The organism is Streptomyces sp. NPDC057963 (assembly GCF_042887155.1).
GTDB lineage: Bacteria > Actinomycetota > Actinomycetes > Streptomycetales > Streptomycetaceae > Streptomyces.
Genome location: NZ_JBHVPX010000009.1, coordinates 357457 through 369544, shown reverse-complemented (window position 1 = coordinate 369544; position 12088 = coordinate 357457). Strand labels below are relative to the sequence as shown.

Here is a 12088-nt window from a genome sequence, read left to right as displayed (position 1 = left end):
TCGTCCCCGTGGCCTGCCCGGAGAACGACACCTCCAGCACCTCGACCGCCCCCGCGGCCGAAACCACCTCCACCGGCGCCGAGTTCGGCTTCACCGTGATCACCGCAACCCCCTTCGAGACCCGGGACCTGGTCGTGAACGACGCCGCGAACGCCGACTGCGTGGCGACCGGACCCTCCTCACCGGCCTCCAGATCCACCGCATCGGTGATGATCCCCGACCCGATCCGCACCGCCAGCCGCGCCGCGACCTCCTTGCCCTCCGCCGACGACGGCACCAGCACCGCCACCGGCGACACCACACCGACAGCAGCCTGCAACGCATCCACCTTCGGCACGACGAGGTAATCCGCGAACTCCGGCGCATCCGCCGTCAGAACCCTCACCGCACCATGCTCCGCCAGCACCGCCGCGGTCGCGGCAGCACCCGCACCCAACGCGACCGCGACCGGCTCACCGATCCGACGCGCCAGCGTCAACAGCTCCAGCGTGGGCTTGCGGACGGCACCATCCACATGATCGACAAAAACGAGAACTTCAGCCATGGGAAACGCTCTCCTGCGAGTAACGAAGAAACAGAGACGAACGACAGGCAACACACCCCACAGAGCAGCACACCGCAAGAAGCGGCACACCACACAAGGCACCTCACCCGAAAAGCAGTACGCCCAACAGACGGCACACCACGAAAAGCAGCACACCGCACAAGGCGAAATGCCCTAAGGGCTGTCCCGTAATCCCTGGTGGATCGGCGTGCGGCGTCGGATGCGGTGCATCGCAAGGCGGAGGGGCGCCCTCATACTGGATGTATTCGGGCGTTCCGACAACGCGGCGAGGTGCCGTAGCTGTCGTCGCACGCCCGCCGGGGATTACGGGACAGCCCTTAGATGAACTTCTGACCCGCAAGGAACTCGGCCAACCGCCTGCCGCCCTCACCCTCGTCCTTGACGATCGTGCCCGCACTACGAGCCGGACGCTGCGCCGCGGAATCGACCACACTCCACGCACCCGCAAGGCCGACCTCGTCCGCCTCGATCTCCAGATCCCCCAGATCCCAGGACACCACCGGCTTCTTCTTCGCCGCCATGATGCCCTTGAACGACGGATAACGCGCCTCACCCGACTGGTCCGTCACCGACACCACCGCCGGCAACGACGCCTCCAACCGCTCCGACGCCGTGTCACCGTCCCGACGCCCCCTCACGACCCCGCCCTCGACAGAGACCTCGGACAGCAGAGTGACCTGCGCAACACCCAGACGCTCGGCCAGCAACGCGGGAACCACACCCATCGTGCCGTCCGTGGACGCCATACCGCAGACCACCAGGTCGTAACCCGCCTTCTCCACAGCCCTCGCCAACACCAGCGACGTCCCCATCACATCCGAACCGTGCAGATCGTCGTCCTCGACATGAACAGCCCTGTCCGCACCCATCGACAACGCCTTGCGCAACGCGTCCTTGGCATCCTCCGGACCCACCGTCAGCACAGTGATCTCCGCGTCATCGGCCCCGTCCGCGATCTGCAGCGCCTGCTCCACCGCGTACTCGTCGAGCTCCGACAGCAAACCGTCGACATCCTCACGGTCCACCGTCAGGTCATCGGCGAAACGCCGGTCACCCGTGGCGTCGGGCACGTACTTCACACAGACAACGATCCTCAAGCTCACGCCGGCTCTCCTACCTGGGTGTGGTTCGTAGGGATGACGATATGGCACTCAGTACCCTCTGTAAAGGAACCTGGTGCCATTCGACGCTCTCCGGTGCTACGTTCCCCGCATGACTGACGCACGCAGACCGGCGAAGAAGGCCCCCATGCGGGAGGTGCTCGCCCAGGCGGCCTTCCAGCTCTTCCTGGAGCGGGGCTTCGAGCAGACCACGGTGGACGACATCGTGGCGCGGGCCGGAGTCGGGCGCCGGTCGTTCTTCCGGTACTTCCCCTCCAAGGAGGACGCGGTCTTCCCGGACCACGAGCGCTGCCTCGCCGACATGACCGCCTTCCTGGCAGCGGTCGGTGACGCGGAGCCGGTCGACGCGGTGTGCGACGCGGCCCGGCTCGTGCTGCGGATGTACTCGGCCAACCCCGAATTCTCCGTCCAGCGCTACCGGCTCACCCGGGAGGTACCCGGGTTGCGCACCTACGAACTGTCCGTCGTGCGCCGGTACGAGCAGACGCTGGCCGGCTATCTCCGCGGCCGGTACGGCGGGTCGGGGGACGGCGCGTTGCGGGCCGAGGTGATCGCCGCGTCCGTGGTGGCCGCGCACAACAACGGGCTGCGGACCTGGCTGCGTTCGGGTGGCGAGGGGGACGCGGAGGCCGCGGTGGACCACGCCCTCGGGCTGGTGCGCCAGACCTGGGGGAGCGCCGCCGCCGGGCGCGCGACCCCGCCCCCGCCCGAGGGCGATGTGGTGGTGATGGTCGCGGCGAAGGGTGCTCCGATGTGGCGCGTCGTGCAGCAGGTCGAGTCGGCCATCGGCCAGGGCTGACCCCCGGCCGGCCTTGATCTGGCACTGAGTGCCTTTACGTTTCAGCACTCAGTGCCCTAGGGTGCGGACGCGCCGACGCGCAGGTGCGGCGCATCCGAGCCGAGCGCAGGGGGTCGAAACATGTCCCAGTCGTCAAGTGGCACCGTGCAGGCGGTGCATGAGGAAGCCGGCCTGTACTACCACCGGTGCCGCTGGTGCGGCACGGCCTCCTTTCGAAGGCTGCTGTGCCCGGTGTGCGCGTCAAGCGATCTGAAGCCCGAACGCAGCGCCGGACTGGGTGTCGTGGTGAGGTCCGGCGTCGTGCACCGCTACACGGAAGCGGCGCGCAACGAGTCCCTCGTCCGGCTCCCCGAGGGCTTCGTGTTCCGCTGCCGCGTCGTCGGCGCCGCGCCGCACCTGGTGGCGGTCGGCGCTCGGGTCCGCCCGGTCGCCGGTGACGATCCGGATGCGGGCGAGGTGGTCTTCGAACTCTGCGACCCGCCCAGGAGCGACGACTGGTACTGAGCCTGCGCGGAGGCCCGGCCCGCGCGTGAGTTGCCCGCGCCGGACGTACCTGTCCGCCGCCTGTCCGGGCGTGGCCGCCCGGCCGAGTCGCACCGGACAAGGCCAGGCCCAAGGAATTGATCCCGCGACCTCATCGCCCAAGACTCAGGGCCTTGAGCTCTACGCCTGGGCCGAGCAGAAGGATCCGAAGGGCGAGCCGAAGAGGAGGCTGCTCCCGGAAACGGTGCCGGAGAATGTGCCGGTGGTGGAACTGACGAAACCGCTCATCGACGCCGGGAAGTGGGGGGAGGGGCACAGGGCGGGCGTCCCGGATCGAGATCGCCGGGATGCCGCCGGCCCGGTGGGGCCCGGTCGCGGTCGAGCACCCGCGCGGCACGGCGCGCCGTCGCTTTCCCCGATTCTCCCCGGGACGCACCGTGAGCGCTCACCGCGAGCACCCAACGCGCGCCCGCAGCAATCAAGTGACAAGGATTCAGGGCATGTTCACCACTCGTCCCACCCTCCAGGGAACCTTCGGCATGGTGTCCTCCACCCACTGGCTCGCCTCGCAGTCCGCGATGGCTGTCCTGGAGGGCGGCGGCAACGCCTACGACGCCGTTGTCGCCGCCGGGTTCGTCCTGCACGTCGTCGAGCCGCACCTCAACGGCCCGGCCGGCGAGGTGCCGATGATCGTGGCGCCGAAGGACGGCGAGGTCCAGGTGCTCTGCGGCCAGGGCCCGGCGCCCGCCGGGGCCACCGTCGCCCACTACCGCTCCCTGGGCCTCGACCTGGTCCCCGGCACCGGACCGCTTGCCGCGGCCGTGCCGGGCGCCTTCGACGCCTGGATGCTGCTGTTGCGCGACCACGGCACCAAGACGGTAGGCGAGGTGCTGCGGTACGCGATCGGGTACGCCGAGGACGGCCACGCGCCCGTCGAGCGGGTCGGCCAGACCGTCGAGACCGTCCGCGAACTCTTCGAGACCGAGTGGCGGTCCTCCGCCGACGTCTACCTGCCCGGTGGCAGGCCTCCGCGGCCGGGCGAGCTGTTCCGCAACCCCGCACTCGCCGCCACCTGGCGCCGGCTGATCGCCGAGGCGGAGGAGACCGGTGGCGAGGACCGCACCGCCCAGATCGACGCCGCACGGAAGATCTGGAGCGAGGGCTTCGTCGCCGAGGCCCTGGTCCGCCAGGCCGCCCGCCCCACCATGGACACCAGCGGCTCCCACCACACCGGCACGCTCACCGCCGCCGACCTGGCCGGCTGGTCCGCGTCCTACGAGGCGCCCGCCACGTACGAATGGAACGGCTGGACGCTCGCCAAGGCGGCCGGCTGGAGCCAGGGCCCCGCCTTCCTCCAGCAGCTCGCCCTGCTCCCCGCCGAGCTGCCGCGGTACGGCTCCGCGGAGTACGTGCACCTGCTCATCGAGGGCTGCAAGCTCGCCATGGCCGACCGAGAGGCCTGGTACGGCGACGCCGCCGACGTCCCCCTCGACACCCTGCTCTCCGAGCCGTACAACGCCGAGCGCCGCGCCCTCATCACCGACAAGGCCTCGCACGAGCTGCGCCCCGGCAGCCCGGACGGCCGCACCCCCGTCCTCAGCGAGCACGCGCACGCCGTCGCCTCCGGCACGGCGGGCTTCGACGCCCTGGGCATCCCGTCGGCGGGCGTCGGCGAGCCGACCGTGGCGAAGAACCGCGCCGATGCCGCCGAGCCGACCGTGGCGAAGGACGGGGCGACCCGCGGCGACACCTGCCACGTCGACGTCGTCGACCGCTGGGGCAACATGGTCTCCGCCACGCCCAGCGGCGGCTGGCTGCAGTCCAACCCGGTCGTGCCCGAGCTCGGCTTCCCGCTCGGTACCCGGCTCCAGATGGCCTGGCTCGACGAGGGCCTGCCGAACTCCCTCACCCCCGGCCGCCGCCCCCGCACCACCCTCACCCCGTCCGTCGCCCTGCGCGACGGGGTCCCGGTCATGGCGTTCGGCACGCCCGGCGGCGACCAGCAGGACCAGTGGCAGGTCCACTTCTTCCTGGCGGTCGCCCTGCGCGCCGAGGTCCGCGGCGGCCTCGACCTCCAGGGCGCCATCGACGCCCCGAACTGGCACAACGACAGCTTTCCCGGCTCCTTCTTCCCGCGCGGTATGCACCCCGGCAGCGTCACCGTCGAGGCGGGCATGGACCCGGAGGTCGTCGAGGAGCTGCGCCGCCGCGGCCACGACGTCACCGTCGGCGACCCGTGGTCCGAGGGCCGGATGTGTGCCGTCGCCCGCGACCCGGAGACCGGGGTGCTCTCCGCGGCCGCGAACCCGCGCGGCATGCAGGGGTACGCCGTCGGACGCTGACCGGCCGCCCGAGGGCTGTCCCGTGGTCCCCGGTGGACCGGCGTGCGGCGTCGGATGCGGTGCGGCGCAAGGCGGAGGGGCGCCCGAATGCTGGATGCACTGGATGTATTCGGGTGCTCCGACAACGCGGCGAGGTGCCGCAGCCGTCGTCGCACGCCCGCCAGGGACCACGGGACAGCCCCTACCCGTCACGACCGGGTCGTCGGGCGCTCGGGCGACCGTGCTTAGCTGGGGGCATGATCGATGACTTCCTCGCCGGGGACCTGACCGAGATCGAGGCGGCGGTCCGCGCAGCGGCCGCCGCCGAGATCACGCCGCGCTACCGGCAGCTCGCCGCGCACGAGATCGTCGAGAAGAACGGCCCGCACGACCTCGTCACCGTCGCCGACCGCCTCGCCGAGGAACACCTCACCGCGTCCCTGACCCGGCTGCTGCCCGGTTCGGTGGTCGTCGGTGAGGAGGCGGTCCACGCCGATCCGAAGGTGTACGACGCCCTGGGCGGCGACGCGCCGGTGTGGATCGTCGACCCGGTCGACGGCACCCGCCAGTTCGTCCGCGGCGAACCGGGCTTCTGCACCCTGGTAGCCCTCGCCCACCGCGGCGAACTCCTCGCCTCGTGGACGTACGCGGCCGCTCTGGACGAGATGGCCGTCGCGGTCCGCGGCCGCGGCGCCACGCTCGACGGCAAGGCGATACGGTCCGGCTCGCCCGCGCCCGGCGCCGTGCTGCGGGTGGCGATGTCGCACCCCGACTACACCACCGACGACCAGAAGCGCGCCCTGATCGGCCTGCGCACCGAAGGCATCGACGCACGGCCCTGCGGTTCGGCGGGCCTCGAATACCTGGCCGTCGCGCGCGGCGACCAGGACGCGGTCGCCTTCAACTGGGAGTACGCCTGGGACCACGCGGCGGGGCTGCTCCTGGTCACCGAGGCGGGCGGCGCGCAGGCCACGCTCTCCGGAGCCCCCTTCCGTATCACCGGCGGCAACGCCCTGCCGTTCACGGCGGCCCGCGACGAGGCGACCGCCGCACGCATCCGTCAGGCGCTGGGCGCCGGGGCCTGAGCGCCCGCGGCCTCGCCGTTGCCGTGCCGGACCAGGCAGAACGGGTGCCCTGCCGGGTCCGCGCAGATCCGCCACGAACGCCCTGTCCCGGCGCCGTCGTCGAGCACCCTCGCGCCCGCGGCGACGGCCCGGGTCTGCGCCGCGTCCAGGTCCGGGACGCCGAGGTCCAGATGGAACTGCTGGGGGCGCGCCGGGTCCGGCCACCGGGGCGGCCGGTGGTCCGCCACCCGCTGGAAGGCGAGGACCGGCCCGCCCGGTGTGTGGAGCGTCGCCCAGCCGTCGCCGAGCGCCCACCGCCCGTCCGGCCGGTTGACCTCGCCGCCGAGCAGACACCGGTAGAACTCCGCGAGGCGTACGGGATCGGAGCAGTCGAGCACCACGCACTGCAGTTCGGCGATCACGGCCGGACCCCGCTCTCCCCGGCGCCCGCTGCGAGCACCGACTGTACGTCCCGCACCAGCTCCGCGGCCCGCTCCACCGCCGCGGCGTCCAGCCCCCGCAGCGCCTCGCCGATCCGTCCGGCGAAGTCCACCGGGGTCTCCGGCAGGGCGGCCGCCGCGGCCGACGCCCCCTTCTCGTTCAGACACCAGGCGCGGTGGTGGGCGTGGAGGGACTGGGTGAGGACGCCGAACGCCCGTGACAGGCACAGGGCTACGTGGAGCGTGTCACCGGTGGGGGCCGACTTGCGGGCGGCATCCACCGAGAAGCCGGCCTCCCACGCGGCGTGGACGAGCGCGGTGCGCAGCGGCTCGGGATAGTTCCGGGTCTCTTGCTGAAGTGCCGTCAATTCGCCCCGGGGATCGGCGAGTACCCGGCCGAGCGCGACCTCTCCGGGATACGCGGGGGACCAGAACCCGAGCGGATGCCCCGGCTGTACGCCCACGTCGAAGCGTCCTTCGCGGCAGTCCGCCCAGACCGCCTCCACCCGGTCCAGATCGCGCAGGATCCAGTCCACCGGGACGCCGTCCACCCGCAGCCAGGCCCCGCCGTTGACCCACGGTCCCCAGCCGCCGGGACCCGCGACCTCGGCCGGGGAGCCCTGCACCTCGGACGCCAGCGCGGTCAGTGCGGCCACATCGGGAGCGCCGCGGTAGTACACGCCCAGATCCCAGTCGGAGTCCGGGCGATGGGTGCCACGGGCCCGGCTGCCGCCCAGGGCGACGGCCCGGATGCCGGGCAGCGCGGTGAGCCGGGAGGCCATGTCGGCGATACGGGCGGGAACGTCGGAGGCGGGGCCCGTCACGGGCGCGGCCGGGGAGTCCGGTGTATTCATCGAGCGGTGACCCTACCCGCGACCGTTCCGCCGGCGCCTCGGAATATCCTGGGTGTCCTGGCCGTCGGCTGACGAAGGAGTCCGAAGGTGCCGTCGATGCTTGATGCTGTCATCGTGGGGTCGGGGCCCAACGGACTGACCGCCGCGGCCGAGCTGGCCCGCCGCGGCTTCGCCGTGGAGGTCTTCGAGGCGGCCGACACCGTCGGAGGCGGTGCCCGTACCGAGGAGCTCACCCTCCCCGGCTTCCGTCACGACCCCTGCTCCGCCGTCCATCCACTGGGCATCGGATCGCCCGCGTTCGCCGGGATGCCGCTCGCCCGGCACGGCCTGGAGTGGCTCCAGCCCGAGCTGGCGCTCGCCCACCCGTTCCCGGACGGGTCGGCCGCCGTGCTCACCGGTTCGGTGGGGGAGAGCGCCATGTCGCTGGGTGCCGCGGACGCGGGGGCGTACCGCAGGCTCGTCGCCCCGTTCCTCGGCCATTGGGACACCCTGGCCGAGGACTTTCTCCGCACCCCGTGGGACGGGCTGCCCCGGGACCCGTACCGCTGGGTGCGTTTCGGTCTCGACGCGCTGCAGCCCGCCACACTGCTTTCCCGGAGGTTCCGCGGCGCGAAGGCACGCGGTCTCATGGCCGGGCTCGGCGCCCATGCCATAGCCCCCGTCAGCGGCGTGGCCACCGGCGGCATCGCCCTGCTCTTCGCCCTCGCCGCGCACGAGAAGGGCTGGCCGGTGCCGCGCGGCGGGTCGCAGGCCATCTCCGACGCCCTCGCCTCGTACACACGCGAACAGGGCGGCACGATCCGTACCGGTACGGAGGTCAAGCGCCTCGACGAGCTCCCGCCCGCCCGCGCCTACGTCTTCGACACCTCGCCCACCGCCCTCGCCCGCATCGCGGGGCTGGGGCACGCGTACCGCGACTACCGGTACGGAGCGTCCTGCTTCAAGATCGACTACGCGCTCTCGGGTCCCGTCCCCTGGACCGCGCAGGAGGCCCGCCGGGCCGGAACGGTCCACATCGGCCCCACGGCCGGCGAGATCGACGCCGCGCTGAGCGCCGCGGTGGCGGGCCGCGACCCGAGCGTGCCGTTCCTGATCACCGCGCAGCCCAGTCTGGTCGATCCGTCCCGCGCGCCCGAGGGCCGGCATGTCTTCTGGGTGTACGGACACGTCCCGGCGGGCTGGGAGGGCGACGCCACCGATGTCATCGAGCGGCAGTTGGAGCGCTTCGCCCCGGGTTTCCGCGACCTGGTGCTCGCCCGCGCGGTCGCCGGGCCGCCCCAACTCGCGGCACGCAACGCCAATTACGTCGGCGGTGACATCGCGTGCGGCGCGTTCTCCGGCCTCCAGACGGTGATCCGGCCCAAGCTCGCACGGGTGCCGTACGCGACGGCCCATCCGGCGGTCTTCCTGTGCTCCTCGGCCACTCCGCCCGGTCCCGGCGTGCACGGCATGTCCGGCCACCACGCGGCGAAGGCGGTCTGGCGGCGGCTGCGGGCGGTCTGAGCGGCACGGCCCCGTCCGTGGTGAGGGGCCGGGCCGCCCGGACTTCCGCGCGGCCGGGGCCGCCCGGACTTCCGCGGCGATTTCCGGGCGCCGTGGAAGCCCGGACGGCGTGTACACGGCATCATGGGCCGCATGCGCACACCTGAGGCCGTGACCGTCACCCTGGTACGCGGCGACATCACCCGGCAGACCGCCGATGTCATCGTCAACGCGGCGAACTCCTCCCTGCTCGGCGGCGGCGGAGTCGACGGAGCGATCCACCGGCGCGGCGGCCCGGAGATCCTCGCCGCCTGCCGGGAGTTGCGCGCGTCGCACTACGGAAAGGGCCTGCGCACGGGCCAGGCCGTCGCCACGACCGCCGGACAGCTCGACGCCCGATGGGTGATCCACACCGTCGGCCCGGTCTACGGGGCTTCCGGCAGTGATCCGTCCCTGCTGGCGTCCTGCTACCGCGAGTCCCTGCGCGTCGCCGACGAGCTCGGTGCGAAGACCGTCGCCTTCCCCGCCATTTCAGCCGGTGCGTACGGTTGGCCGCTGGAGGATGCCGCGCGTATCGCCGTGGAGGCGGTGCGGGCGGCTCGCACAGCTGTCGAGGAAGTCAGGTTCGTCCTCTTCGACGACGAGGCATACGAGGCGTTCGTCGCGCAGGTCGGCTGACGCCTGTGTGCTGCTGAAGCAATTGCTCGGCCTGCCACCCGAGGCAGCCGACCTGCGGGGGCGGGTGGTGTGCGTGAGGTGCGGTGTGGGCGTTACGGGTGACATCTTGACGCGGGGCGTGTGTGTGCAGGTCAGGTCCTTGCGGTCCGGGGCTGTCGGCCCTGCTGGTGACACGCGCGTGATGGCGGTGAGTCACCGGCAGACAGCGATCGACATGCTGGAGATCCTGACCCATCGTCAGAGCGGACCGGAGGACACCCCGCCTGAGCCCGCCGGATCGCCGAGGCGGGTACGGCACGGAAGGGGGCGTCCGCGTTGTCCGACGTCGCTGAAGGTGAGTGGGCCACCCGTTTCAGGTAGGACCTTGCGGAGGGCTGCCGGTCGGCGCTGGGAGTTGAAGGGGAACCGGTCGGAATTCCGGCGCTCGGACAACTGGTTCCGCAGGAGGAGCCAACCGGCGGAAGACGTAATCCCCCAGGAGGAGAAGGTCTCGTTCTCTGCGTCGGCGATCTCCTCCGGGGGCGTCGCTAGCGTCTGGACATGAACAAGTCCCAACGCGGCGCCGTGGCCGTGCTGCTCGCGTTCTCCGTGATGCTTCCGTTCGCGCAGGTCGCCACGCTCGTTTCCTCCGCCCCCGGCCCGGTGGCCGGCACGGAAGCCGCCGAGCACCTGACTCTGCCCCGTCCGACCGGCCCGTATACGGTCGGCCAGTCCGCGCTGCATCTGACCGACACCAGTCGGCCGGACCCCTGGGTGCCCCGGGCCGGAGCACGGCAGATATTGGTGTCCATGCACTACCCCGCCCGCCCGCGTACCGGTACCCGGACGGTTCGGTATATGAGAGAGGACGAGACGCGGGAACTGATGCGGACCGTGTTGTCCGATCTCGTGCCCCCGGGCAGCGAGCGGCTGTTGGCCGCCATGCGCACCTGGTCCCGGCAGGACGCGCGGCCGGTGAAGGGCCGGTTCCCCCTCGTGGTCCTCTCGCCCGGGTTCGGGGCGCCCCGGATGACGTTGACGCTGCTCGCCGAGGACCTCGCCAGTCGTGGCTATGTGGTCGCGTCCCTCGACCATGCCTTCGAGTCCACAGCAACTGCGTTCCCCGGCCGAGGTGTCCTGTCCTGCGTCGCCTGCGACGAGGACGAGAGCAAGGAGGTCTCCGAGGTGGTCGTCGAGGGACGGGCCAAGGACGTGTCGTTCGTCCTGGACCGGCTCACCGGGCCCCGGCCCGCCTGGAACCACGCGGAGATGATCGACTCCCGCAGGATCGGTATGGCCGGGCACTCCATCGGCGGAGCAGCCACAGCACGCACCATGGCCACGGATGCCCGGGTGGACGCGGGCGTCAACATGGACGGCTCCTTCTTCTCACCCATCCCTCAGCGGGGGCTGGGTGGTCGCCCGTTCCTGATGCTGGGTGCCGAGGACGCCGGCCCCGGCAGCGGCGACCGCAGCTGGGACACGGCGTGGAAGCGGTTGGACGGCTGGAAGCGCTGGCTGACCGTGATCGGGAGCGATCACTACACCTTCAGTGACGCCCCCGCACTCCTGGCGCAGATCAACGGGACACCCGACCAGCCGGGTTCCCTCTCCGGGAAGAGGTCGGCCCGGATCACCCGCACGTTCGTCGCCGCGTTCTTCGACCGGCACCTCAAGGCTGCCAACCGGCCCGTGCTGAACGGGCCCACCAGCACCACCCCGGAGGTACTCTTCCGCCGCCCCTAGCGAGGCGGCTGTGACGCATGAACCAGCCACAGATACCGCCCCAGTAGGCCGAGCGGCCGGCTGCCGCGCTCGCGAGCGCTGTCGTGCGCCAGCCGCGGACGGGTCCGCGCGCACCGTGCCCGACGGGCAACGACCCAAGGCGCGGAGCCCCCAAGAACGGTGACCGACCCCACAACTCAAGGCGCCTCTGGACAACATCCCCCGGACAGGCCCCACACGCGCCGCAGCGGAGAAGGCGATGACGCTGTTCACCGCCTGGAAGGCCGTCAGGTACGACGTGCTCGGCTGAACCTGCCGTGCAACAGGATCCTCGGGGGCGCGTCCAGACCTCACGGGGTTACTCGGCCGACTGCGTCCGGCTCCGAAAGTTGCCGGGCCGGGCGCTGGGGGATCCGGCTACCTGCTGCCCGCACGGCTGTCGGCGAGCACCTTCATCTGACACGGCCAGCGCCACAGCCGTTGGCCGATTCCACAAGGCTTCGAAGGAACTTCTGAAATCGCGTCCAACGAAGACGCGTACCCACCGGTCCAGACTTTTCCCGTGGCAGCGACTGCA

The 12088-nt window shown here is 71.8% G+C and carries 10 protein-coding genes and 1 pseudogene; 7 read left to right on the top strand and 4 right to left on the bottom strand.

The annotated features are described in order from the left end of the window. A pseudogene (locus ACFVT1_RS23180) lies at positions 1–544 on the bottom strand (electron transfer flavoprotein subunit alpha/FixB family protein); the annotation flags it as partial. A 338-nt stretch (positions 545–882) separates the two neighbouring features. Next, the gene (locus ACFVT1_RS23175) at positions 883–1668 is read right to left on the bottom strand and encodes an electron transfer flavoprotein subunit beta/FixA family protein (protein ID WP_389798445.1); all 786 of its coding nucleotides are present in this window, start codon (positions 1666–1668) and stop codon (positions 883–885) included. 145 nt (positions 1669–1813) lie between these two features. On the opposite strand from ACFVT1_RS23175, the gene ACFVT1_RS23170 reads away from it, so the two are divergent. The 4 genes from ACFVT1_RS23170 (at position 1814) to ACFVT1_RS23155 (ending at position 6374) form a co-directional block, all read left to right on the top strand. Next, positions 1814–2485: a TetR family transcriptional regulator gene (locus ACFVT1_RS23170; protein WP_389798471.1), complete on the top strand. Its 672-nt coding sequence runs from the start codon at positions 1814–1816 to the stop codon at positions 2483–2485. A 120-nt stretch (positions 2486–2605) separates the two neighbouring features. Next, complete coding sequence (locus ACFVT1_RS23165) at positions 2606–2989, top strand: Zn-ribbon domain-containing OB-fold protein (RefSeq protein ID WP_389798442.1); 384 nt, start codon at positions 2606–2608, stop codon at positions 2987–2989. Positions 2990–3468: 479 nt separating this feature from the next. Next, on the top strand, positions 3469–5310 hold the full coding sequence (locus ACFVT1_RS23160) for a gamma-glutamyltransferase family protein (RefSeq protein WP_389798439.1): 1842 nt from the start codon (positions 3469–3471) through the stop codon (positions 5308–5310). Positions 5311–5546: 236 nt separating this feature from the next. Continuing rightward, positions 5547–6374 carry an inositol monophosphatase family protein gene (locus ACFVT1_RS23155; RefSeq protein WP_389798437.1) on the top strand — a complete coding sequence of 276 codons (828 nt, stop codon included), beginning with the start codon at positions 5547–5549 and terminating at the stop codon, positions 6372–6374. Here ACFVT1_RS23155 and ACFVT1_RS23150 read toward each other — a convergent pair. After that, the gene (locus tag ACFVT1_RS23150; protein WP_389798435.1) at positions 6350–6775 is read right to left on the bottom strand and encodes a VOC family protein; all 426 of its coding nucleotides are present in this window, start codon (positions 6773–6775) and stop codon (positions 6350–6352) included. The two genes, ACFVT1_RS23155 and ACFVT1_RS23150, sit on opposite strands and share 25 nt — an antisense overlap. Then, positions 6772–7575, bottom strand: a complete 804-nt coding sequence (locus ACFVT1_RS23145) for a nucleotidyltransferase domain-containing protein (protein ID WP_389798469.1) — start codon at positions 7573–7575, stop codon at positions 6772–6774. Before ACFVT1_RS23145 ends, ACFVT1_RS23150 begins: the two co-directional genes overlap by 4 nt. Before the next feature lie 159 nt (positions 7576–7734). On the opposite strand from ACFVT1_RS23145, the gene ACFVT1_RS23140 reads away from it, so the two are divergent. From ACFVT1_RS23140 to ACFVT1_RS23130, 3 genes are all read left to right on the top strand, one after another. Then, the gene (locus ACFVT1_RS23140; RefSeq protein WP_389798433.1) at positions 7735–9150 is read left to right on the top strand and encodes a phytoene desaturase family protein; all 1416 of its coding nucleotides are present in this window, start codon (positions 7735–7737) and stop codon (positions 9148–9150) included. A gap of 132 nt (positions 9151–9282) precedes the next feature. After that, the gene (locus tag ACFVT1_RS23135; protein WP_389798430.1) at positions 9283–9807 is read left to right on the top strand and encodes an O-acetyl-ADP-ribose deacetylase; all 525 of its coding nucleotides are present in this window, start codon (positions 9283–9285) and stop codon (positions 9805–9807) included. A 540-nt stretch (positions 9808–10347) separates the two neighbouring features. Continuing rightward, positions 10348–11532: an alpha/beta hydrolase family protein gene (locus ACFVT1_RS23130; RefSeq protein WP_389798428.1), complete on the top strand. Its 1185-nt coding sequence runs from the start codon at positions 10348–10350 to the stop codon at positions 11530–11532. Positions 11533–12088: the final 556 nt, after the last annotated feature.